The sequence below is a fragment of the Sphingorhabdus sp. genome, from assembly GCF_046292425.1.
Taxonomy (GTDB): Bacteria; Pseudomonadota; Alphaproteobacteria; order Sphingomonadales; family Sphingomonadaceae; genus Sphingorhabdus_B.
Window position 1 is genome coordinate 1 of sequence record NZ_JBKBQV010000045.1, and the last position, 23,218, is coordinate 23,218.

General features: G+C 54.8%; 29 protein-coding genes. 8 read left to right on the forward strand and 21 right to left on the reverse strand.

The genetic code is table 11. The features are described from left to right. Positions 1–61: 61 nt before the first annotated feature. The 16 genes from rpmC to ACK4S7_RS09875 all read right to left on the reverse strand — a co-directional run bounded on the left by rpmC (position 62) and on the right by ACK4S7_RS09875 (position 11,500). On the reverse strand, positions 62–271 hold the full coding sequence (rpmC, locus tag ACK4S7_RS09800; RefSeq protein ID WP_295442678.1) for a 50S ribosomal protein L29: 210 nt from the start codon (positions 269–271) through the stop codon (positions 62–64). Between the two features lies 1 nt (position 272). Next, on the reverse strand, positions 273–707 hold the full coding sequence (rplP, locus tag ACK4S7_RS09805) for a 50S ribosomal protein L16 (protein ID WP_158902175.1): 435 nt from the start codon (positions 705–707) through the stop codon (positions 273–275). A gap of 16 nt (positions 708–723) precedes the next feature. After that, positions 724–1,428 (reverse strand): 30S ribosomal protein S3, encoded by a 705-nt coding sequence (gene rpsC, locus ACK4S7_RS09810; protein ID WP_125229585.1) that lies wholly within the window; start codon positions 1,426–1,428, stop codon positions 724–726. A gap of 3 nt (positions 1,429–1,431) precedes the next feature. Continuing rightward, positions 1,432–1,812, reverse strand: coding sequence for a 50S ribosomal protein L22 (gene rplV, locus ACK4S7_RS09815; RefSeq protein ID WP_125229584.1), 381 nt, complete (start codon positions 1,810–1,812; stop codon positions 1,432–1,434). Continuing rightward, positions 1,812–2,087, reverse strand: a complete 276-nt coding sequence (rpsS, locus tag ACK4S7_RS09820; protein WP_295442689.1) for a 30S ribosomal protein S19 — start codon at positions 2,085–2,087, stop codon at positions 1,812–1,814. Before rpsS ends, rplV begins: the two co-directional genes overlap by 1 nt. 3 nt (positions 2,088–2,090) lie before the next feature. After that, complete coding sequence (gene rplB, locus ACK4S7_RS09825) at positions 2,091–2,927, reverse strand: 50S ribosomal protein L2 (protein WP_296198170.1); 837 nt, start codon at positions 2,925–2,927, stop codon at positions 2,091–2,093. A gap of 10 nt (positions 2,928–2,937) precedes the next feature. After that, positions 2,938–3,246 (reverse strand): 50S ribosomal protein L23, encoded by a 309-nt coding sequence (locus ACK4S7_RS09830; protein WP_409646376.1) that lies wholly within the window; start codon positions 3,244–3,246, stop codon positions 2,938–2,940. Beyond that, positions 3,246–3,887, reverse strand: a complete 642-nt coding sequence (rplD, locus tag ACK4S7_RS09835) for a 50S ribosomal protein L4 (protein WP_409646377.1) — start codon at positions 3,885–3,887, stop codon at positions 3,246–3,248. The genes ACK4S7_RS09830 and rplD overlap by 1 nt, the downstream gene beginning before the upstream one ends. A gap of 3 nt (positions 3,888–3,890) precedes the next feature. After that, positions 3,891–4,775, reverse strand: coding sequence for a 50S ribosomal protein L3 (gene rplC, locus ACK4S7_RS09840; protein WP_409646406.1), 885 nt, complete (start codon positions 4,773–4,775; stop codon positions 3,891–3,893). A 213-nt stretch (positions 4,776–4,988) separates the two neighbouring features. Continuing rightward, positions 4,989–5,300, reverse strand: a complete 312-nt coding sequence (rpsJ, locus tag ACK4S7_RS09845; protein ID WP_022672862.1) for a 30S ribosomal protein S10 — start codon at positions 5,298–5,300, stop codon at positions 4,989–4,991. Between the two features lie 147 nt (positions 5,301–5,447). Next, positions 5,448–6,638 (reverse strand): elongation factor Tu, encoded by a 1,191-nt coding sequence (tuf, locus tag ACK4S7_RS09850; protein WP_125229578.1) that lies wholly within the window; start codon positions 6,636–6,638, stop codon positions 5,448–5,450. 90 nt (positions 6,639–6,728) lie between these two features. Continuing rightward, positions 6,729–8,801, reverse strand: coding sequence for an elongation factor G (gene fusA, locus ACK4S7_RS09855; protein WP_409646379.1), 2,073 nt, complete (start codon positions 8,799–8,801; stop codon positions 6,729–6,731). A gap of 45 nt (positions 8,802–8,846) precedes the next feature. Further along, positions 8,847–9,317 (reverse strand): 30S ribosomal protein S7, encoded by a 471-nt coding sequence (gene rpsG, locus ACK4S7_RS09860; protein WP_125229576.1) that lies wholly within the window; start codon positions 9,315–9,317, stop codon positions 8,847–8,849. A gap of 77 nt (positions 9,318–9,394) precedes the next feature. Beyond that, positions 9,395–9,766, reverse strand: coding sequence for a 30S ribosomal protein S12 (gene rpsL, locus ACK4S7_RS09865; protein WP_295442718.1), 372 nt, complete (start codon positions 9,764–9,766; stop codon positions 9,395–9,397). Between the two features lie 184 nt (positions 9,767–9,950). Next, positions 9,951–10,472, reverse strand: coding sequence for an isoprenylcysteine carboxyl methyltransferase family protein (locus tag ACK4S7_RS09870; RefSeq protein ID WP_409646381.1), 522 nt, complete (start codon positions 10,470–10,472; stop codon positions 9,951–9,953). Then, entirely contained in the window at positions 10,469–11,500 is a 1,032-nt protein-coding gene (locus tag ACK4S7_RS09875; RefSeq protein ID WP_409646382.1) for a type III polyketide synthase, read from the reverse strand. The genes ACK4S7_RS09870 and ACK4S7_RS09875 overlap by 4 nt, the downstream gene beginning before the upstream one ends. Positions 11,501–11,645: 145 nt before the next feature. On the opposite strand from ACK4S7_RS09875, the gene gltX reads away from it, so the two are divergent. From gltX to ACK4S7_RS09905, 6 genes are read left to right on the forward strand one after another with little or no spacing between them, the layout of a single operon-like run. After that, complete coding sequence (gene gltX / locus ACK4S7_RS09880; protein ID WP_409646384.1) at positions 11,646–13,157, forward strand: glutamate--tRNA ligase; 1,512 nt, start codon at positions 11,646–11,648, stop codon at positions 13,155–13,157. Continuing rightward, positions 13,154–13,843, forward strand: a complete 690-nt coding sequence (gene ung / locus ACK4S7_RS09885) for a uracil-DNA glycosylase (RefSeq protein WP_409646386.1) — start codon at positions 13,154–13,156, stop codon at positions 13,841–13,843. Before gltX ends, ung begins: the two co-directional genes overlap by 4 nt. Next, complete coding sequence (locus ACK4S7_RS09890; protein WP_409646387.1) at positions 13,830–14,864, forward strand: UDP-glucose--hexose-1-phosphate uridylyltransferase; 1,035 nt, start codon at positions 13,830–13,832, stop codon at positions 14,862–14,864. Before ung ends, ACK4S7_RS09890 begins: the two co-directional genes overlap by 14 nt. After that, on the forward strand, positions 14,861–16,018 hold the full coding sequence (galK, locus tag ACK4S7_RS09895) for a galactokinase (RefSeq protein WP_409646389.1): 1,158 nt from the start codon (positions 14,861–14,863) through the stop codon (positions 16,016–16,018). Before ACK4S7_RS09890 ends, galK begins: the two co-directional genes overlap by 4 nt. Further along, positions 16,015–16,827 (forward strand): peptidyl-prolyl cis-trans isomerase, encoded by an 813-nt coding sequence (locus tag ACK4S7_RS09900; RefSeq protein ID WP_409646391.1) that lies wholly within the window; start codon positions 16,015–16,017, stop codon positions 16,825–16,827. The genes galK and ACK4S7_RS09900 overlap by 4 nt, the downstream gene beginning before the upstream one ends. Further along, entirely contained in the window at positions 16,827–17,825 is a 999-nt protein-coding gene (locus ACK4S7_RS09905; RefSeq protein WP_409646393.1) for a HupE/UreJ family protein, read from the forward strand. Before ACK4S7_RS09900 ends, ACK4S7_RS09905 begins: the two co-directional genes overlap by 1 nt. 61 nt (positions 17,826–17,886) lie before the next feature. Here the strand turns inward: ACK4S7_RS09905 and ACK4S7_RS09910 are convergent, their stop codons facing one another. From ACK4S7_RS09910 to ACK4S7_RS09930, 5 genes are all read right to left on the reverse strand, one after another. Then, positions 17,887–18,402 (reverse strand): PilZ domain-containing protein, encoded by a 516-nt coding sequence (locus tag ACK4S7_RS09910; protein WP_409646394.1) that lies wholly within the window; start codon positions 18,400–18,402, stop codon positions 17,887–17,889. 232 nt (positions 18,403–18,634) lie between these two features. Continuing rightward, positions 18,635–19,033: a TadE/TadG family type IV pilus assembly protein gene (locus ACK4S7_RS09915; RefSeq protein ID WP_409646396.1), complete on the reverse strand. Its 399-nt coding sequence runs from the start codon at positions 19,031–19,033 to the stop codon at positions 18,635–18,637. Continuing rightward, a complete protein-coding gene (locus ACK4S7_RS09920) occupies positions 19,030–19,485 on the reverse strand; it encodes a TadE/TadG family type IV pilus assembly protein (protein ID WP_409646397.1) in 456 nt (151 codons plus the stop codon). Before ACK4S7_RS09920 ends, ACK4S7_RS09915 begins: the two co-directional genes overlap by 4 nt. Positions 19,486–19,492: 7 nt before the next feature. Next, on the reverse strand, positions 19,493–20,722 hold the full coding sequence (locus ACK4S7_RS09925; protein ID WP_409646399.1) for a pilus assembly protein TadG-related protein: 1,230 nt from the start codon (positions 20,720–20,722) through the stop codon (positions 19,493–19,495). Further along, on the reverse strand, positions 20,719–21,147 hold the full coding sequence (locus tag ACK4S7_RS09930; RefSeq protein ID WP_409646401.1) for a hypothetical protein: 429 nt from the start codon (positions 21,145–21,147) through the stop codon (positions 20,719–20,721). Before ACK4S7_RS09930 ends, ACK4S7_RS09925 begins: the two co-directional genes overlap by 4 nt. A gap of 366 nt (positions 21,148–21,513) precedes the next feature. Between ACK4S7_RS09930 and ACK4S7_RS09935 the strand changes: the two genes are divergently transcribed. Together ACK4S7_RS09935 and ACK4S7_RS09940 are read left to right on the forward strand one after the other, a co-directional pair. Next, a complete protein-coding gene (locus tag ACK4S7_RS09935; protein WP_409646402.1) occupies positions 21,514–22,779 on the forward strand; it encodes a NupC/NupG family nucleoside CNT transporter in 1,266 nt (421 codons plus the stop codon). Positions 22,780–22,923: 144 nt separating this feature from the next. Continuing rightward, positions 22,924–23,218: hypothetical protein (locus ACK4S7_RS09940; RefSeq protein ID WP_409646404.1), on the forward strand; the 295-nt coding region annotated here is incomplete at its 3' end.

The window sequence follows — 23,218 nt, forward strand, 5'->3', positions numbered from 1 at the left end:
CTTGTCATTCTTGTCGGAGACCACGGTCCCTGTGAGAATACGTTTTGGCATGGGTAGCTCCTTATGCCGTCTTTGCGGCGGTGCGCTGGCGCTCACCCTGCAATGTTTTGATGCGGGCGATATCGCGACGCACTTCACGGACGCGGGCCGGCTTTTCCATCTGGCCAGTGGCCGATTGGAAACGCAGGTTGAACGCTTCGCGCTTCAGTTCGCCGAGCTGAACAGCAAGCTGGTCATCACTCTTGACGCGGAGATCTTCGGTTTTGCTCATCTTATGATGCTCCCAGATGCGAGGTGTCGCCGAGACGCGCCACAACCTTGGTCTTGATTGGCAGTTTCATGGCTGCACGCTGGAAAGCGACAGCTGCGATTGGACCAGGAACACCGTCGAGTTCAAACATGATGCGGCCCGGCTTAACCTTGGCTGCCCAATATTCGACCGAACCCTTGCCCTTACCCTGACGGACTTCAGCAGGCTTCTTCGTTACTGGCACGTCCGGGAAGATGCGGATCCACAAACGTCCCTGACGCTTGATGTGACGCGTAATCGCGCGACGAGCCGCTTCGATCTGACGTGCAGTAATCCGCTCTGGTTCAAGCGCCTTCAGGCCGTATGAACCGAAGTTCAGGTCAGACCCGCCCTTGGCTTCGCCCTTGATGCGTCCCTTGAACTGCTTGCGGAACTTTGTTTTCTTTGGTTGCAACATGTCTAGTTCCTAACCTTTAGCGGCGGTCAGACTGCGGACGGACGCCGGAAGTCTGCGCTTCCATCATCAGTCGGTCAGTTGCCATTGGGTCATGACCCAGGATTTCGCCTTTGAAGATCCAGCATTTGATACCGATGATGCCATAAGCAGTCAGTGCTTCGGCTTCGGCATAGTCAATGTTGGCACGAAGGGTATGCGCAGGCACGCGGCCTTCACGGTACGATTCAACGCGTGCAATTTCTGCGCCGCCCAAACGACCACCGCAGGTAATCTTGATGCCTTCTGCACCCAAACGCATAGCTGACTGCATCGCGCGCTTCATGGCACGACGGAAAGCGATACGGCGGATAAGCTGGTCAGCAATACCTTGCGCTACGAGCTTCGCGTCGACTTCCGGCTTGCGGATTTCAACGATGTTCAACGACACTTCAGCGGTGGTGAACTTGTTGATCAGCTTCTTCAGCTTCTCAATGTCCGCACCCTTCTTGCCGATGATCACGCCAGGACGTGCTGCGTAGATTGAAACGCGGCAATTCTTGGCAGGACGCTCGATAACAACCTTCGAAATCGCTGCTTGTGGCAGTGTTTCAAAGATGAACTTGCGGATCTTGATATCTTCCAGAAGCATGCGGCCATATTCCGCACCTTCGGCGTACCAACGGCTATCCCAAGTCCGGTTGATTTGCAGGCGAAGCCCGATTGGATTTGATTTCTGACCCATGACTTATGCCTCTTCTTGCTGTTCGCGCACAACGATACGCAGACGGCTGAATGGTTTAACGATCCGGCTCGATTTGCCGCGGCCCCGGGCCATGAAACGCTTCATGGTCAGTGCCTTGCCAACACTAGCCTCGGCAACGACAAGGCTGTCGACGTCAAGGTTATGGTTGTTTTCGGCGTTGGCGATGGCAGAAGCCAGAACCTTGCGGACATCTTCTGCCATTCCCTTGGTAGAGAATTTCAGAATGTTGAGCGCGTCTTCGGCCTTCTTGCCACGGATCAGCGCGGCAACGAGGCCAAGCTTCTGAGCGGAACCGCGGATGGTTGTGCCCACTGCCAGTGCTTCGTTGTCGGCGACGCGACGGGGTGCGGATGCCTTACCCATTAGCGTTTGCCCTTCTTATCTGCGCCATGGCCATGATAAGTACGCGTAGGTGCGAACTCACCAAGCTTATGGCCGACCATGTCCTCATTCACCGAAACGGGAATGAACTTGTGGCCGTTATAGACGCTGAACGTCAGGCCAACGAACTGAGGCAGGATTGTCGAGCGACGCGACCAAGTCTTGATTGGCGCAGCCTTCGATGCTTCCTGAGCGGTTTCTGCTTTTTTCAGCAGATAGAGGTCAACAAACGGACCTTTCCAGACGGAACGAGACATGAGTTACCTCTTCTTCTTAGCATGCCGCGAACGGATGATCATCCGGTCGGTCGACTTGTTGCTGCGGGTACGAGCACCCTTTGTTGGCTTACCCCAAGGTGTAACCGGATGACGGCCACCTGATGTACGACCTTCACCACCACCATGCGGGTGATCGACAGGGTTCTTAGCAACACCACGCGTTAGCGGGCGAATGCCGCGCCAGCGATTGCGGCCTGCCTTGGCAAGTGTCGTGTTCGAGTTGTCAGGGTTCGAAACCGCGCCAACTGTACCCATGCACGTACCGAGAATGTAGCGCTGCTCACCCGAGTTCAGGCGAACGATAACGCGGCCACCGTCACGACCGACCAGCTGCACATAGGTGCCTGCCGAACGTGCGATCTGACCACCTTTGCCGGGCTTCATTTCGATATTGTGGCAGATGGTACCGACGGGCATCTGGCTCAGCAACATGGCGTTGCCAGGCTTAACGTCCGTCTTTTCACCAGCAACAATCGAATCGCCAACGGCAAGACGCTGCGGTGCAATGATGTAAGCCAGTTCGCCGTCTTCGTACTTTACAAGCGCGATGAAAGCGGAACGGTTGGGGTCATACTCCAGACGCTCGACCGTTGCAGGCATATCCCATTTGCGACGTTTGAAGTCGATCAGACGATATTTTTGCTTGTGACCGCCGCCGATGCCGCGCGAAGTCACGTGGCCCTTGTTGTTACGGCCGCCGGTCTTGCTCTTGCCTTCGGTCAATCCCTTGACAGGACCGCCTTTGTACAAGCTCGACCGGTCAACCAGCACAAGGCCGCGACGGGCGGGGCTAGTTGGTTTGTAGCTTTTGAGTGCCATTATCCTGCCCTTAAATACCGGTGGTCACGTCGATGCTCTGGCCTTCGGCCAAAGTGACGATCGCTTTTTTGACATCCGAGCGCTTGTAGGGCTTGCCCTTCCAACGCTTGGTCTTGCCCTTTTGCACGAGGGTGTTCACGTTTGTGACCTTCACATCGAACAAGGCTTCAACAGCTGCCTTGATCTGTGGCTTGGTCGAGTCACCCGTGACCTTGAACACAACAGCATTGTGTTCCGACAACAGGGTCGCTTTTTCCGTGATGTGCGGGGCAACGATGACGTCATAATGACGCACGTCGATTGCTTTATCCTTAGCCATTAGTTGGCACCTCCCGTAAGGGCGAAGCGTGCTTCAAGCTTCTCAACCGCAGCGCGGGTCAGAACCAGAGTGTCATGCTTCAGGATGTCATAAACATTCGCGCCAACAGCTGGCATCACGTTGATGCCGACAAGGTTGGCAGATGCCAGACGGAAATTGTCACTGACGGTGTCGCCATCAATAACAAGTGTCGACTTGCCAAAACCGAGCTTGCCAACCTGACCCTTAAGCGCAGCAGTCTTTGCAGCAGCCAGGTCTAGATTTTCAAGGACGATCAACGAACCGTCCTTTGCCTTGCTCGACAATGCCATCTTCAGACCCAAAGAGCGGATCTTCTTGTTCAGCGACGGGTTAAAGTCACGCAAACGGGCACCATGGGCCTTACCACCACCGATGAAGATCGGAGCAGCGCGGTCACCGTGACGGGCAGTACCGCCACCCTTCTGGTTACCAAATTTCTTGCCGGTGCGTGCAACGTCCGAACGCTCGCGGGTCGGACGAGCCGTACCGCGGGCCTTCTCACGCTGCCAAGTAACAACACGGTGTAGAATGTCAGCGCGTGGCTCAATGCCAAATACGTCGTCATTCAGATCAATGTCGCCCTTAGCCTTGGCGTCGAGGGTTTGAACCTTGAGTTTCATGGCTTAAGCTCCCTCGCCTTCAGGCTTCTTGTCTGCAGTCGCGTCTTCAGCGGCATCCGCAGCCATATCAGCATCCTGCTCGGCGATCTTCACATCAGCTTCAGCGATCATCGCTGCAGCTTCTTCGGTGGTTGGGCCGGTATCGGTTTCAACGATTGCCGCTTCTTCGACCATGCCAGCTGGCGCGTCATCAGATGCGGTTTCGTCGGCATTACGACGCATGGCACCGGGGAAAGGAACACCTTCAGGCAATGGCAACTTGACGGCATCGCGGATCAGCAGCCAACCGTTCTTCGCACCGGGGACTGAGCCGCGCACGAATATCAGGCCGCGACCTGCATCGGTACGAACAACCATCAAATTTTGCTGGGTGCGCTGACGGTCGCCCATGTGGCCGGCCATCTTCTTGTTTTTGAAAACCTTGCCAGGATCCTGGCGCTGGCCAGTCGACCCGTGGGCACGGTGGGTAATTGAAACACCATGCGATGCACGCATACCGCCGAAGCCCCAACGCTTCATGGCGCCGGCAAAGCCCTTACCTTGCGTGTGACCAGTGATGTCAACCATCTGACCAGCAATGAAGTGATCAGCCGTAATGGTCGCGCCAACTGGCAACAGACCATCTTCGTTATCAACGCGGAATTCAGCAACACGAGCCTTGGGCTCAACCTGTGCCTTGGCAAATTCTCCACGTTGCGGTTTGTTTACATTTTTCGCTTTGCGGGCTCCTGCACCAAGACGAACAGCAAAATAGCCATCCTTTTCTTGATTGCGAGCACCGACCACTTGGCAGCCTTCCAGCGCCAATACGGTAACGGGCACATGACGGCCATCCTCTTGGAAGAGGCGCATCATGCCCATCTTTTTCGCGATCACGCCAGTGCGCATGATCCATACTCCAACTAATGTCAGAGGCCCGGCTGGCACGATTGCCAGGAGGGCGTGACGCCTAAATCCAGCCCTGAATTTTTAAGCATTGCCCCGTCCGGGCTAGGCACCAGTTGCGCACCTTGATGCGCAATTTGGTAAGACGGGGAACGCAGCCCGAGTGAACTCGGCGGTATTCCTATTGTCTCACTCCGCTTTCGCAGAGGTATCGGCTTACGCCAATTTGATTTCGACATTCACACCGGCAGCAAGATCGAGCTTCATCAGCGCGTCTACGGTCTGCGGCGTGGGCTGCACAATGTCGAGCAACCTTTTGTATGTCCGAACTTCAAACTGCTCGCGCGACTTTTTGTCGACGTGCGGTCCGCGGTTCACTGTGAACTTTTCGATACGGGTAGGAAGTGGAATGGGTCCACGAATGAGTGCGCCAGTGCGGCGCGCTGTGTCGGCAATATCGCCAGTCGCCTGATCGAGGACGCGATGGTCAAATGCTTTCAGGCGGATGCGAATATTTTGCGTTTCCATGGTGTTACCAATTTCCAAATTCTATCAATATCAAAGAGCCGAAAAACAGCCATTCCGACTTGCGCTTTCGAAGCCGGAACAACTGTTCTGAATGTCTTAAAACCGCCCCGCCCGAATCAAAGAGTCGGGCGGGATGCGCGGCCTATATTACTTCGTGATGGTGCTGACAACCCCAGAACCGACAGTTCGTCCACCTTCGCGAATTGCGAAGCGGAGACCTGGGTCCATGGCGATTGGTGCAATCAACTTAACAGCGATTGTTACGTTGTCGCCTGGCATAACCATTTCAGTGCCTTCTGGAAGGATTACTTCGCCGGTTACGTCAGTCGTACGGAAGTAGAACTGTGGGCGATAGTTAGCGAAGAATGGCGTGTGACGGCCGCCTTCGTCCTTCGAAAGGACGTAGATTTCTGCCGAGAACTCAGTGTGCGGCGTAACCGAACCTGGCTTGCAGAGAACCTGACCACGCTCAACTTCTTCACGGCCAACGCCACGAACAAGCGCACCGATGTTATCGCCTGCACGACCTTCGTCGAGCAGCTTGCGGAACATTTCAACGCCGGTAACGGTCGTTTTCTTCGTGTCCTTGATACCAACGATTTCAACTTCTTCGCCAACCTTGACGATACCGGTTTCAACGCGGCCCGTAACAACCGTACCACGACCCGAGATCGAGAATACGTCTTCAACTGGCATCAGGAATGGCTTGTCGATTGGACGCTCTGGCTGAGGAATGGCTTCGTCAACAGCAGCCATCAGTGCAAGGACAGATTCCTTGCCGATGTTGTCGTCACGGCCTTCAAGTGCGGCAAGCGCCGAACCACGAACGATTGGAATATCGTCGCCTGGGAAATCATACTTCGAGAGAAGCTCACGGATTTCCATTTCAACCAGCTCGAGAATTTCTTCATCGTCAACCTGGTCAACCTTGTTCATGTAAACAACAAGTGCAGGCACGCCAACCTGACGTGCGAGCAGGATGTGCTCGCGGGTCTGTGGCATCGGGCCGTCAGCGGCGTTCACAACGAGGATCGCGCCGTCCATCTGGGCAGCACCGGTGATCATGTTCTTAACATAGTCAGCGTGACCTGGGCAATCGACGTGCGCATAGTGACGGTTTGCGGTTTCATATTCGACGTGCGCTGTCGAAATGGTGATGCCGCGCTCACGCTCTTCAGGCGCCTTATCGATGTTGGCGAAATCAACAGCGGTACCGCCGTAGGTTTCCGCCATGATCTTGGTGATTGCTGCAGTCAGCGTGGTCTTACCGTGGTCGACGTGACCGATGGTACCAATGTTGCAATGCGGTTTCGTCCGCTCAAATTTAGCTTTTGCCATTTTTTCAAACCTTCTTTCGATTAGGTAATATTTATTCAGGTGGGACGTCGCCTGCTGAATCAGGCGCCGCCATTAATCGGCTTTTGCCTATCAGGCAAGCTTCTCCTTGATTTCGGCCGCAACGTTCGATGGAACTTCATCATAATGATTAAAGAACATCGAGTAGTTTGCACGTCCCTGCGTGAACGAGCGGAGCTGGTTCACATAGCCGAACATATTGGCCAAAGGCACCATAGCTTCGACAACCTGCGCATTCCCGCGGCTGTCAGTGCCCTGGATTTGACCACGACGTGAGTTCATGTCGCCGATCACATCACCCAGATATTCTTCCGGAGATACAACTTCGACCTTCATGATTGGTTCGAGCAGCTTGATGCCGGCCTTTTGCGCAGCTTCGCGCATACCGGCACGACCGGCGATTTCGAAAGCCAGAGCCGACGAATCGACATCATGGTACGCGCCGTCATACAGGGTGATTTCAAAATCGATGATCGGGAAACCAATGAGCGACCCGGACTCAGCCGTTTCGCGCATGCCCTTTTCTACCGAGGGGATATATTCCTTAGGAATGTTCCCGCCTTTGACTTCATCCTTGAAGATGATGCCGGTGCCACGCTCACCGGGTTTCACCGTGAACTTGATACGGCCAAACTGACCCGAACCACCCGATTGCTTCTTGTGGGTGTAATCGACATCAACTTCACGTGCGAGATATTCGCGGTAAGCAACCTGCGGCGCACCGACATTGGCTTCAACCTTGAATTCGCGACGCATACGATCGACGATGATGTCGAGGTGAAGCTCGCCCATGCCCTTGATGATCGTCTGGCCCGATTCATGGTCCGTAGATACGCGGAACGACGGATCTTCAGCCGAAAGACGATTGAGCGCGATGCCCATCTTTTCTTGGTCAGCCTTGGTCTTCGGCTCCACCGACAGTTCGATAACTGGGTCTGGGAATTCCATACGCTCAAGAATGATTGGGAAACGTTCGGCACACAGCGTATCGCCAGTGGTTGTTTCCTTCATGCCCGCAAGCGCGATGATGTCACCTGCAAACGCCTCGTCAACGTCCTTACGTTCGTTGGCGTGCATTTCGAGCATGCGTCCGACCTTTTCCTTCTTGTCCTTCACTGAGTTCAGGTAGGTGCCCTTAACGAGGCTACCTGAATAGATACGGATGAAGGTAAGCGAACCCACGAACGGATCGTTCATGACCTTGAATGCGAGCGCGGAGAACGGCGCATCGTCTGCTGCTGGACGGCTATCCGGCTCAAGCGTGTCCATGTGGACACCCTGAACGTCTTCAATGTCGAGCGGTGAAGGGAGATAATCAACTACGGCATCGAGCAGAGGCTGAACGCCCTTGTTCTTGAACGCCGACCCACAGCAAACAGGAACGAATGACTGGTTAAGCGTGCCCTTGCGGATCAGCGCCTTCAACGTCGCAACGTCAGGCTCATTGCCCTCCAGATATGCTTCCATCGCGTCATCGTCTTGCTCAACAGCAAGCTCGATCAGATCACTACGATATTTGGCTGCTTCAGCGGCCAAATCGGCGGGGATGTCTTCATAGAAAAAGTCCGCACCAAGCGATTCATCTTTCCAAATGATTGCACGATTATGCACAAGATCGACCAGACCCTTGAGATCAGCTTCGATACCGATCGGAATGTACAGCACAGCAGGACGCGCGCCCAGACGATCAATGATCGACTGTACGCAATATTTGAAGTTCGCGCCGGTACGGTCAAGCTTGTTGATGAAGCACATGCGCGGAACGCCGTATTTGTCAGCCTGACGCCATACGGTTTCGGATTGCGGTTCAACGCCCGCAACGCCGTCAAAACACGCAACTGCGCCGTCGAGAACGCGCAGCGAACGCTCAACTTCAATGGTGAAGTCGACGTGGCCAGGCGTATCAATGATGTTGATGCGGTGGTCGTTCCAGAAACAGGTCGTAGCAGCCGAAGTGATCGTGATGCCACGCTCTTGCTCTTGCTCCATCCAGTCCATGGTGGCAGCGCCATCATGGACTTCGCCGATTTTATACGACTTGCCGGTGTAAAAAAGAATTCGCTCGGTGGTCGTGGTTTTACCGGCGTCGATATGCGCCATGATACCGATGTTGCGATACATATTGAGTGGATGGCTGCGTGCCATATTCGTTACTCCGAAGTGTGAGCCACCGAAGTGGCTCGAAGGGGATTACCAGCGGTAGTGAGCAAACGCGCGGTTGGCTTCTGCCATACGGTGCGTATCTTCACGTTTTTTGACAGCGTTACCGCGGTTCGATGCGGCATCCATCAACTCACCCGACAAACGGGCAGCCATGGTGGTTTCGCTGCGGTTACGTGCAGCGCCAATCAACCAGCGGATGGCAAGTGCCTGCGCGCGTTCTGGACGCACTTCGCAAGGAACCTGATAGGTCGCACCACCAACGCGGCGGCTGCGGACTTCGATGCCTGGCTTTACGTTATCAAGCGCTTCATGGAAGGTCTGGATCGGATCTTTCTTGGCGCGCGCTTCAACAGTCTCCAAAGCACCATAAACGATACGTTCTGCAGCTGATTTCTTACCATCAAGCATCAGGTTGTTCATGAACTTCGACAGCACGATATCACCGAATTTGGGATCGGGAAGAATGATGCGCTTTTCGGGACGACGACGACGTGACATAATATATTTCCTTTATCTCATGGGACCAGTGGCAGCGTGAGAACGCGCCAATCGGGCCAGCCAATGGTACGTTCGAATTACTTCGGACGCTTTGCACCATATTTGGAACGCGATTGCTTGCGGTCCTTGACACCCTGCGTATCGAGTACGCCGCGAAGCACGTGGTAACGCACACCGGGGAGATCGCGTACGCGTCCACCACGGATAAGCACAACGCTATGCTCCTGAAGGTTGTGGCCTTCACCGGGGATATAGGAAATAACTTCACGCTGGTTGGTCAGACGGATCTTCGCAACTTTACGCAAAGCTGAGTTCGGCTTTTTCGGGGTCGTTGTATAAACGCGCGTGCAAACGCCGCGCTTCTGTGGGTTTTGGTCCATCGCAGGGACCTTGGACTTGACCTTCTGCGGGGTCCGGCCCTTGCGGACCAGCTGGTTGATCGTTGGCATGTCTTCACCTTGTTTAAAGCGGTTACTTTGGGTGGGCAGCCGTATTTTGCGGTGGAGGCTCAGCCTTTGGCCCACCCGGCCGATCACACAATGTGCTGCTATTCTGAGTACTTCCCATTGGACCAAAGAGAATCATACCTCCGGCCTTGGGAATGCGCGCCTTTAGCGCCCGTCTGCTACCGGGTCAAGGGGTGCCAATGCGCTCCGCGAGCACTTCATTTTCAATCCTGATCCGCCACCATAATAATGCTGCATTCAATATCGAAAAAGTTATGGCCATGGCAGGCGCGCCCAAAAGCAGGGGTAAAACCGCAATTTCGACAACGACCAAAGCGTAATTCGGGTGCTTTATAAAGCGGTACGGCCCGCGCTTTACCCGCGGGAAGTGGGGGGCACTAATGATCCGTGTGGTCCACCAGCGGCCAATGCTGGCCAAAGTCCAGAAGCGGAACGTCTGGCTGGCAATAAACAGGTTAAGCAAAAACAGGTCGGGGGCGGCAGTAGGAACAGCAAACAAAAGAATCGCAATCAACCAACCGCTGTGGAGTATGATGAACAAAGGATAATGCTTGGCCCCATGCTCGCAACCACCCTCGGCGAGCAGGCGATTGGTGTTGGCGTTGGCGTAAGAGAGTTCGGCCAGCCGCTGGATGATGACATATGCAAAAACAGCAAGCGCCCAAAAGGGCCAATCAAACAAAGTCACGGCGTAAGCACTCCCATTGCGCCGACAAACCCTGGTCCAAGCGCGGTCAGTAAGGTCGGCTTTGCGATGGACCCCGCCGCAAGCAGCGCTTCCAATACAAATAGAACGGTAGGCGAGCTCATATTGCCGTTTTCACGCAAGACTGTCCGGGTCATTGACAAGTCGTGCGCTAGATATTCGCCCAAGGCATCCACTACACGCCCGCCGCCGGGGTGGCAGGCAGGCTCCGACATATCCGATTTACGCAGACCTTGCTGTGTGATGAAACTGTCGCAGACCGGCGCAAAATGGCTGTTTACAAAAACCGGTATGTTGCGCGCCAAGACCAGATCAAAGCCGGTATCGCCAATTTCCCAGCCCATCATGTCGAGCGTATCGGGCCAAACATGGCTCGCAAAGGAAGATAGCGCTGGCCCGGGTCCTTCGCCGATGACCGCTGCAGCGCAGCCGTCGGCGAACAAAGCAAGCGCCACCATATCCTTTTTATCCATGCGCGCATGGTCATAGGCCAGGCTACAAAGCTCGAGGCTCACCAGCAAAACAGGCTTCCCCGGACTGGCGCGATACAAATCTGCCGCAACCCCAAGTCCAATGACCCCGCCAGCACAGCCATAGCCGAACAACGGAACGCAGCGTGTGTCAGGCGCAAAACCCATATGGGCAATCATGCGGCTTGGCAGACTTGGTGTCATGGTACCGGTCGTTGAAACAAAAACGATCTGTCCGATTTCGGCTATGTCGACGTTTGCCCGCTCTAAGGCTTGCGCAGCGGCGGCTTCAAATATGTGCGTTGCTGCGTCTTCATAAACCTGCGCCCGGCCTGCCCAGCTTCTTGGACCAAAATAATATTCCGGCGGTGCAGCAATGTGGCGTTGGGTTATACCAGTGTTGCTCAGGATCTCAGCCATGCGCGGGGGCAGTGCCTGTCCTTTGGCCTGCGCCAGGATTGACAGCACATCAGCTTGCGTAATGCAGTGCCGCGGCACCGCAGTACCAAGCGATATTAGCCGGGGGTGGTTTTGTAACATGGACGGTAACGGCTACGCCAGTTGTAAAGTTTCCGCTAGGCAGACTTTACCCCTACCCCAATTCGGAGATAGCAGCGCAAAGATGACAAGCGGCGCACGGCTTGTTAGAGGGCCGCGAAACCGACACTGAAAGAAGCACCAAATCATGAATGCCATCACCCGTCCTGTCCGCACCAGGGTAGCGCCGTCGCCAACAGGTGACCCGCACGTCGGCACAGCCTATATCGCGCTCATCAATTATTGCTTTGCCAAGAAACATGGTGGCGAATTTCTGCTGCGGATCGAAGACACCGATCAGGCGCGATCGACACCTCAATCAGAGAAGATGATTCTGGAATCATTGCGCTGGCTCGGCCTAAGCTGGGACGAAGGTCCTGATGTCGGCGGGCCGCATGGTCCCTATCGCCAGTCTGAGCGCAGCGCGATTTATACCGCGCATTGCGATCAGCTGTTAGCAGACGGCCATGCGTTCAAATGTTACTGCACGCCTGAACAGCTTTCCGCCTCGCGCGTTGCCCAAATCGCTGCGAAACAACCACCGAAGTACGATGGCAGGTGCCTTTCGCTGACAGCCGACGATTGCGCGAAACTCGATAGCGAGGGCGCGCCGCATGTTGTCCGCATGAAAATTCCGACAACCGGCAAATGCATTGTGCAAGACACGCTTCGTGGCGAAATTGAGTTCGAATATGCGGTCGTCGACATGCAGGTGCTGATGAAATCCGACGGCCTGCCCACTTACCATCTCGCCAATGTCGTCGACGACCACCTCATGGGCATCACCCATGTCATGCGCGGTGAAGAATGGATTTCATCTGCGCCAAAGCATCTGTTGCTATATCAATATTTCGGTTGGGAACCGCCAGTGCTTACGCATTTGCCCCTGCTGCGCAATGCCGACAAATCGAAGCTGTCGAAGCGCAAGAATCCGACCAGCATCCTATATTATCAGCGTGCCGGCTATTTGCCGCAGGCGATGCAAAACTTCCTTGGCCTCTTTATCAAATCGGCCAGCGAGGAAGACGAAAAAACCTCGCTACAAACGCTGATCGACGAATTCGACGTCCATAACATTTCGTTGGGCGGTCCGGTGTTCGACACATCGAAACTGGATTGGCTAAATGGCCGCTATTTGCGCGAGGAACTTAGCGTTTCTGAATTCCTCGATGCAGTAAAGGCGTGGGCGCTCAACGATAGCTACCTGACGCCAATCGCCGAAATGGCGCAGGCGCGGATCACGAAAATGTCGGACCTAGGTGGCTTGACCGCGATGTTCTTCATGAACCGGATCGAAGGGATGACCGCCGAGCGGCTGCGCGATGGGGTAAAACTTGAACTGGATAGCCAGCGCGCGGCATATACCATTGCGCTGCAGCAGTTCGACGGCATGATCGAGTGGAACAAAGAGGGCGTCGAGGCCACGCTGCGCCGCACCGCCGAGGTTCTGGACGCTAAGTTGAAGGACGTCATCCGTCCCTTCTATCTCGCCATCACTGGCAGCGCACAGGGAGTGCCTTTGTTCGATGCGATCACCCATCTGGGCCGCGATATCATTCGGGAGCGTTTGCGCCATGCGATGGAATTGCTTGGCCCAGCAACGTCCAAAGAGGTGAAGTCCTGGACTGACTTATTGGCTGCGCCACCAAAAGCAGAATGACTGCTTTCGCGCTACCGCAAGACTGGCAAGCGGCGCTGAAAGGCGCGCTTGTGGCGAAGGACACTTTGGCGCTGCGAAACTTTCTCGATGCCGAGTTGGCCGCAGGCAAGACGATTTATCCGCCGCAAGCCTGTTGGTTTCGCGCGCTTGAATTAACGCCTTTGGACCAGGTGCGGGTCGTTATTTTGGGACAAGACCCTTATCATGGACCGGGGCAAGCGCATGGCCTGAGTTTCAGCGTTCCGCCCGGTGTTCGTCCGCCGCCAAGCCTTGTTAACATTTACAAGGAGTTACAAAGCGATTTGGGCCTCTCGCGCCCGCGCCACGGCTTTTTGGAGCATTGGGCGAAACAGGGCGTGCTCTTGCTCAACAGCGTCCTCACGGTAGAAATGGCCAAAGCGGGCGCACATAGCAAACAGGGTTGGGAACTGTTTACGGACGCGATTGTCCAGTTGGTTAGTGACAAGCCGGAGCCAGTCGTGTTCATGCTGTGGGGCGCTTATGCCCACAAAAAGGCCGCTAATGTCGATACCAGTCGTCATCTCGTCTTGAAGGCAGCGCATCCATCGCCTTTGTCGGCGCATAACGGGTTTTTTGGCTGCAAACATTTCTCGCAATGCAACGCCTTTCTGGTTAGCAATGGGTTCCCCCCGATCGATTGGACTCTGCCAGATGCCGTTCAGTGACCAGCCCCATCGCCGCTTTAATCCTTTAAGGAACGAATGGATTTTGGTGTCTCCGCACCGGGCAAAGCGCCCATGGCAGGGGCAGCAGGACAAGCCTGACAACGCCGTGCGGCCGATGCATGATCCGAACTGTTATCTGTGCGCTGGCAACGAACGGGCGGGCGGTATTCACAATCCCGATTACAAACATGTGTTTATTTTCGACAATGACTTTGCCGCATTGATGCCCGGCGAAGGGTGCGAAGTAGCTGAAGACAAACCCTTGTTTCGTGCGGCTTCCGCCAATGGTACCTGCAGAGTCATCTGCTTCTCGCCAGATCATGGCAAGACGCTGCCCGAAATGCCGGTGGCCGACATACGCATGGTCGTCGACAATTGGGCGGCGCAGGAAGCCGAGCTTTCTGGCAGTCACGCTTATGTCCAGATATTCGAGAATAAGGGCGCGATGATGGGATGTTCCAGCCCGCATCCGCACGGACAGATTTGGGCAACGGATTATGTCCCCGCCGAACCCGCCCGTGAAGACGAAACGCAAGCCAGCTGGTTCGGGCAGCACAAGTCAGCGATGCTGCTGACCTATGCGCTACAAGAGGCACAAGACGGCGCGCGTACCGTCGCAAGCAACGACCACTGGATCGCGGTCGTTCCCTACTGGGCAAGCTGGCCGTATGAGATTCTGCTGCTACCGTTATTTGCCGTCCAGCGTCTGGGCGCACTGACGCCGGAACAGCGTGACAAGCTGGCAGCCATTTTGAAGTCGGTCACGACAGCCTATGACAATCTGTTCCAAACCAGCTTCCCTTATTCCATGGGCTGGCATGGCGCGCCAAGTGCGACACCCGATGCGCCGCATTGGCAATTGCATGCCCATTTTTATCCGCCATTGCTGCGTTCAGCGAGCGTTCGCAAGTTCATGGTCGGCTATGAGATGCTTGCCGAGGCGCAGCGCGACCTGACGCCGGAAACCGCCGCTGGAAATCTGCGCGCCACGACCAAAATTCATTACCGGAGCAAGCCATGAATCCCTTCGACCAAGCGCTTTATGACCGCGTCACCGCCACTTTTGCAGCGCAATTTGGTTATTCCCCCGATTTGGTTGTTCGTGCGCCGGGCCGAGTCAACCTGATCGGCGAGCACACCGATTATAATGACGGATTTGTGCTTCCCTGCGCTATTGGCCCGTCGACTATGGTCGCGGTTAGCAAGCGCGATGATGACAGAGTTGAAGTGATCGCAGCCGACTTCGGAGATGCAAAGGACCATTTCAATCTCCAGCCCCCCCTAGAACGCAATATAGAGCAACCCTGGGCCGATTATGTCCGCGGGGTGATCTCGGCCCTCCAAAACGAAGGGCATGCCCTCAGCGGCGCTCAAATCGCTATTGCGGGCAATCTTCCCAAAGGCGCTGGCCTGTCCTCGTCCGCCTCGCTTGAGGTCGCCGTCGGTAAAGCCATGTTGGCACTTACCGGCACCGACATCGACAATACCCGCCTCGCGCAAATCGCGCAGATCGCAGAGTGCGATTTTGTCGGCACCAAATGCGGGATCATGGACCAGCTGATTTCGGCCCAAGGCAAGGCTGGCCACGCGCTGTTGATCGATTGCCGCAGCTTGGAACTCATTGACGCACCTATCCCGGACGATGTCGCAATTATGATTGTGCACTCCGGGGTCACACGCGGGCTGGTCGATGGCCATTACAACGAACGGCGCCGGCAATGCGAAGCGGCAGCCGCCGCAATGGGTGTGCCCGCATTGCGAGACGCGAATCTGGATATGCTTGCCGCGGCAAGTCTCGATGCTGTGACCACAGCACGCGCACGCCATGTCATTACCGAAAATCAGCGCACGCTGAATGCAGCCGATGCGTTGGGGAAAAGCGACCTCGCCGCGCTTGGCGTGCTCATGGCGCAAAGCCATGCGTCGATGCGCGACGATTTTGAAATCACTGTTCCTGCAATCGATGATTTGGTAGCGCATTTACAGAATGCGATTGGTCATCAGGGGGGTGCGCGTATGACAGGTGGAGGCTTTGGCGGCGCATGTGTGGCGATCATGCCGCTGGCCATGGTTGCGGAGGTGCAAACCGCCATACAAAAGCACTACAAAACGCCGAACGGCGATGCCCCGCTGATCATGGTTGAACGCCCGGGACCCGGTGTCGCCATATTATGATGCGTGATTGGGTTCAGCAAGCACTTCGCGAACCGCTGGTCCATTTCCTCGCCGCCGGTTCCGCCTTGTTCCTTTTAATGGGGCAGTTCAGTGCGGAAGACAGTCTCGATCGTACTATTACGATCGATGAAGCTCAGGTCGCACGCCTCGCGTCGCAATGGGAACAGACATGGCGCCGTCCGCCGAGCGCCGAGGAACTCGACAATCTCGTCCGCGATTATATCAAGGAAGAAGTCTATTTCCGGGAGGCGATGCGCCTTGGCCTTGATGCCGACGACCCCATTATCCGCCGTCGATTACGCGCCAAGATGGAGTTTCTTTCGACAGCCGAAATCCAGAATATGGAGCCGACGGACGCAGCACTCGAGCGTTATTTTGAGACCAATAAAATCCGCTATGCGCAAAGGCCAGCTTTCAGTTTTGACCAGCAATTTCTGGGCGACGACCAGGATATTGCCACGAAAGCCATCGTCGCCCTGAACGCCGGAAAGCCCGTTCAGGCAGAGCCGCTCAGCGTATCAGCCAGCATGGACAAGGCTTCGTCAGACAGCATATCTCGAGAGTTCGGCGATGCATTTGCCGACAGCCTCCGCGCCCTGCCCCAGGGTCGGTGGAGCGGACCCGTGCAGTCTGGGTTTGGCTGGCATGCGGTGCGCGTGCGCGAGGTCGTTGCATCGGGCACGCCGCCTTTGGCCGATATCCGCCAACGCGTTTCCAACGACTGGCAAGTCAAAACCCAGGCCACGCGCGAAGCCGCCGCCTATCAGGCGTTGCTCGACGGGTATGACATACGCATCGCCAAGCCGTGATGTTTCGACTCTTCCTTGTGCTATTGCTCGCATCAGGCCTTAATTCCGTTGCGCGCGCCGATGATCTGCGCCCAGGCTATCTGGAAATTCGTGAGGTTGCGGTTGAAAAGGGGGCGGCAGCACATCAATACAATATCACATGGAAGGCCCCCATCCGCCCCGGTCTTGCGGCGCGGGTCGTGCCGGTCTTCCCGTCCGACTGCACGGCGACAGAACCTGTGCGAAGCGTAGATGCAACAGCCCTTCTTGCGCGCTGGAATATTGACTGCGGCGAGACGCTCGCTGGTCGCTCTGTCCGCCTCGGCGGCATGGAGGATACAGCAGCGGACGCCTTGCTACGATATCAGTCTGCTGGGGGCATCACGCAAGCCGCGCGGTTGACGCCAGCCAATCCGGTGGCCGAGATTGCGCAACAACCGGACAGGTGGCAAGTCGCGCGCACCTATTTCATTACTGGCGTCGAACATATTCTGATGGGTTATGACCATCTGCTGTTCGTTCTGTGCCTCGTGCTTCTGCTCAACGGTGCATGGCGTGTTGCCGCAACGGTCACGGCCTTCACGGTCGCACATTCGTTGACCTTAGTGGCCACCACGCTTGAATGGGTAACTATCCCGGGCCCTCCCGTCGAGGCCGCCATTGCATTGTCGATTGTATTTCTTGCAGTTGAAATCGTGAAACGCAAGCCCGGAGAACTGCGACTGTCCGAACGGCTTCCATGGGTTGTCGCTTTTCTGTTTGGCTTGCTTCACGGGTTCGGCTTTGCTGGTGCGCTTGCAGAAATCGGGTTGCCGCAAGGGGAAGTGCCGATGGCATTGCTGACATTTAACTTGGGGGTTGAAGCCGGCCAGCTTGTCATCGTTGGCCTCGCCATGTTGGCTTTATGGGCCATGCGTCATACGTATCCGCTCCATGCCGCCCGCTTCCAAACCCTCAGCGCTTACGTCATAGGCAGCATTGCCGCCATGTGGTTGCTGCAGCGCGTCTGGACAGGTTAGACGGCAAACTCATCGGCCCTGAACTAACTCCAGCAATATAAGGGCAGTGGGCAAGCGAACCTTAGGCCAACGTCCAATATGTCGCACCACCGATGATTATCCACAAGGACGAAGCAAGTCCGATAATGATCCACAACTTTGCGCCGAGTGAAAGTTCGCCCGTGAGGGCAATGCTGGGTTGTGCGTGTTGTGTGTTGTTTGCCGGTGCAGCAACCGTCGGCATCTCAACCACATTATCGGATTTGGAGATAGTGAAGCGACCGCCCAATCGCGCGGCGCTTATGGCTGCAGGGGTAATTTCCCTGACAAATCTACAACCATAGATTTGTCCGCCGATCCAGACGATTTCGGCTTCCATCAGCCCAGCTTGCGGCAAATTGACTTCGATCATTTCCCCAACTTTGAGTTTGGAGTCTGTTTCGATTAATAAACCGGTATCCGAGATGTCATGTACAATGACGACGTCTGTTACAGACGCCGGCCCCCGCGCCTGCACTTCGAGAAACAACTTATGCCGACGGCGCCGCCGATTGTCGACGGATGTCTCTATCTGGGCTTTTCTTTGGTGCAATGCCACGGCGTAATTCCTTCCATTATCCGTGGTGTGGGAATATCGTTAAGAATTATTAAACATGCGGGCAAATGGGTGTGCGAACCTTGCCAAAATACGATGAGTTGAGGATGTTATCTCCGGCACCGTCATCTCCAGTCTGCGCTGAAGAATACAGGGCAACAAGCAATGTCGTTTGCGACAGCTTTATAGCTCCCGAGTTTCAATACGCTTTCGGTCGAAGTGTGACGCAGGCTGCTTAATACTGAAAAGCCCTGCGCGATGCTTTCAGTGTGACTGGGGGAACCGAAGCAAAGGCAAAACCGATGGGAGCTCGATACGTCATGCTGACATCCACATAGGCAACGCCATCACTGACACCGCGAGTAACCGTTGGACCCTCGATAAAATTGCTTTGTAACCCAAAGGTGGTTTGCAAGATTCTCGTCCTGATCTGGTTGTCTGTGGGCGTTGGAAAAATGGTCGCGTAACGGGCCCCCTCGTTAATGCCTTGCTGCAGACCGGCGTTTGCATAAAACAGTATTCCAACCTGAAATATGCCAAAAATTAGCGTGAAAACAATGGGTGCCACCACTGCGAATTCGACGGCAGTGGCGCCTTGAATGTCTCGTAACAGACCTGGTTTGAATATTTTCATTGTACACGGACCGAAGATGTTGAGGTTAACGGCCAAGTGCCGTTTGGCGAGGATTGCCAGTTCATAACTGAAAAAGTGGGGGTATATGTGCGGGTGATAGTTACAGAGATGTAACGACCAACTTGCTCACCATCGGGACACACACCGTCAAAAAGCAATTGTCTTACACCATTGCATTCAAGCCATTTATCGACTGCAACCTGATCTATCGCCACGCCAGCAGCGGCCGCTCCTTCAGCTTGCAGAAGCTGGAACGCGGCACTGTTCAAGCCGCCGGCCGTCGCTTTTTCTATAGTTCTGGCAGTTGCTTGTTGCAGCGCAATCTTTGCACCATAACCCAAAGCAATGTCTGTGACTGCCGTTACGAGCAAAATGATTACCGGTAGAACCAAGGCGAGTTCAATCACGCTGATCCCATGTTCATCGCGCAGCATGGAAGCTAGTTTCGACATCTTCATGTTACCCGACTAATCTAACGCGAGTGCCAACGAACGATTGAGCGCCGGAACCTGAAGGACATTGATTGGCAATAGTGCTGTTGCCAGAGAACACAATTCGCCGGGCGACGATCTGGATACATTCCGTATTCATGCCAGCCGTACCGTTAAATTGGACAGTTTGACGAGGCATGTAGATGGCGCCCTGATATTTCGAAGTGGAATTACCGTTAACTATGTTGGACTTCGTGTTGGTTGCCCTTGGGTCCTGATAAAACAGGATACCTGCGAAGGGGCCACTTGTTGAAGCCGTGAGGTTGACCGTCGCGCCACCATTGATATTTAGAGCACCGATCAAGCTCGGATTGGTTGCTGCGTTCGAACTGGTAAGAACAAAAGTTACATTGTCACCCGTGACCACTGCTTGAGAACCGAAGTCGAGCGACCCACCATCAATATAATAAATCCCCGGGTTCAGAGTGACCGTTCCCTTAAGGTCCATCCCGCTAAAGCACCCCGGATTCAGAGTGCGGGTGCTATTCGGACCCACGTTAACGTTTCCACCGCATCCCGATACTGCAGGAACCGGGACGTGGGCAAATGGATCATCCTGCGGCGCAGAATAAGGGAGAAGAGTAGTCGGGGAGGCATAATTACTGCTCGCTTGCAATCCTCCCACTGCTGATACCGGCGTTGCAGTTATGACGCTGCTGCCCCCGGCTTCCACGGCGTTGCTGCCTTTGGAATTGCTGGCCATCCCACAGCCCATATTTACGGTGGCGTTGCCCTGCATTGTTATGGCTGCAACGGCATTGGTCTCCAAAGCGATCATGCAATAATTGCCTTGAGACACGGCAGCAGCAGTGGCTACGGCCACGATAACCGGAGGCGCCTTCAGGAATATGCTCGAAAATGGCAGACTTTGCTGTGTTTGTAACACAACGCGGACGGCTCTTGCGTTTCCAGCATATGAACCTCTGGTTGGCGCGTTTTCGATAACTGGCGGCGCGGAAAACGGGACGGTCATGTTCCGAGCAATATCCGCTGTCGCTGTTGACTGGACGTTGCTGACTTGAGTTCGTGCAAAGGCGCCGGCCATGGCGGCAGAGTCAGCCTGTCGTTGGAGTTGCCTTTTCCAAAGCGTCCATTGCACAGTGTCGACGGCGAGCCCTGCAGCCCCCAGCAAGAGCGGCATAGTTAATGCTGCAAACATAAGCACTGTGCCCTTTTGGTCTTTAATAATTCCGCTCATAGTTTTTCCACAAAGATGATGCCTGCGAAAATCGCAAAGTTTTCTACTTTAATTGATGGGATTTTGTGTGCCACTTTACTTGGAAACGCCTTTGTAGATCTATAAATAGACTTTCCGTTTCCTACAGAGCCTCCATCAGCGCTTTCCAGATTATTGCTTGAGCCTGTAAAGGCATTGAATGCATTGATCAGCGACATGATGGCATTTGCACGCCCAGTTCCCGCCTGAAGCGTCGCATCGGCATGGTTTAGCGCCGGGAAACTGGCCATCTGACGGGGTTGTTGCGCAAGCTGGGTGATTTGATTCGTGCCCACACCAAGGCGAGCCAACCGGACAAACAGGGGCGACGAAAGACCCATATGGATCAATATGTTACCCCGTTCATTGGTGCATAGATTGTGCACGAAGTTTGTTAACTTACGCATGTTTCCCACCCACAATCACCGAAAATCCCTGCATTTCGTCGGCAGACTATCCCGTAATTTAGTTAACGAGTGCTAAGTGAAGTGGGTAATTAATTAGTTAAAGGCCAATGCAATAGAATTAAGGTGCCGAAATAACAAGAAAAACTATAATATTCAAAGTGAAAGCAAAATATTAAATTTGGGCTCCAATTCCGAAAATCCAAACTTTAGTTATAGCTTCTCCCATGTCCTTTCCGCCCTGCCACGGTGCGTCTGGCAGGGCCCCCGCGTCAAATGGCCAAGCTGCCTTCGGCAACATACGCGTTGACAACATGCATTCCAATCTGGCTCAGCAATGCCGTCGGTTTGGAAATTTTCGGGGGCTTGATGGCAATTTTGCAGCAGGGACAAGGCCTCATCGGCATAATGTTAGTGCTGATGCTGGCTTGGGCGATATCCGAAGACCGGGCCGCACGACCGTCGTGGCGATGGATATTCGGGGCTTTGACCCTGCAAATTGCTCTTGCGCTTGCGGTAACACGGGTGCCGTTCATCTGGACATTGGTCGCCTATGCCAATGACGCAGTTGCTGCGGTTGAGAAAGCGACATTGGTCGGATCAATCTATATGTTCGGCTATACAGGCGGAGCTCCAATCCCGTTTTTGCTGAAGCCCGGTGCTGAGACACCCGTCATCATAGCATTTCAGATTTTGCCTTTAATCATTGTCTTTTCCGCGCTTTCGGCCCTGTTGTGGCATTGGGGCATATTGCGCGCAGCCGTAAGAGGTCTGTCCTGGGCACTGCGGAAGACCTTGGGGGTCAGTGGCGTCGTAGGATTAGGGGGCGGGGCAACAATGTTTCTGGGGGTCGTTGAATCCCCGCTGGTGCTTCGCGCATGGTTTGAACGGATGAGCAGGTCTGAACTGTTCATGATCATGGTCCTCATCATGGCAACCATTTCGGGCGCCATTCTTGTCCTTTATGCCACCACGCTGTCCAAGACGGTGCCGAACGCCGTCGGGCACATGATCGTGGCCTCCCTCATTTCGTTGCCCGCAGCAGTCCTGATAGCAAGGCTGATGGTACCCGGGGACGGAACGGTCAGCGCCGATGATGCAGATGCGGATCTGAAATATGATAGCAGCATGGACGCCATTATCCGCGGCACTATGGAGGGCATCAACCTGGTGCTGGCCGTGATCGCTATCATTATCGTCGTGTTTGCGCTGGTCAATTTGACTGACCAGTTGCTGGCACTGCTGCCATATGTCGATGGACAGCCCCTAACCCTTAAACGCTCCTTTGGCTGGCTTTTCGCGCCTCTTATGTGGAGTATCGGAATTCCATGGGATCAAGCACCGGCGGCTGGCGCTTTGATGGGAACGAAAACCATTCTCAACGAATATGTCGCCTATCTCGACCTGGCTACGCTACCGGCGGACACGTTCGATGCGCGTAGCAAGCTGATCGTTACTTATGCTTTGTGCGGCGTGGCTAATCTGGCAAGTGTTGGCCTGCTGGTGTCCACCATCGCCACCCTGGCACCGACACGGCGCGCCGAAGTATCTGCGCTTGGCATGAAAAGCTGGGTCGCGGGCAATATGACTTCTGCAATGACAGGTGCTGTCATTGGCCTTGTAACTTGGCTCTGAAGGCATTTGCGCATTTGCCCCTGGCACATAAACTTTGGTTATATTGACATCGTATAGCTTTGGTCGTTTCCTGTAGAAGGATTGGGAACGGTCAATCTGAGCTAACATCCTCGGTCGCTTTTCTAATTGGAGAGGGATTTACGTATGAGAAAGCTTATTGTTGCAGCGGCGCTGGCTGCGTTTCTAACGCCGATAACAACCGTGTCCGTCATGGCGCAATCTACCCCGCCAGAGCTGTCCAAGGTCGATTGGTACCGCGTGGAAATGATCAAATGGAAACCCGGCAAAGGCGGGCGTGCACACGAAATAATCGAAATGTTTGAAAAAACAGATGCTGAACTTGGCTTTAAGGACATACTCGATTTCCACATGTCGACCGGCGAGTGGGACTCGATCGTCGCCATGCCAATGCGCGGAGGTATCGCGCAAATGGGTTGGG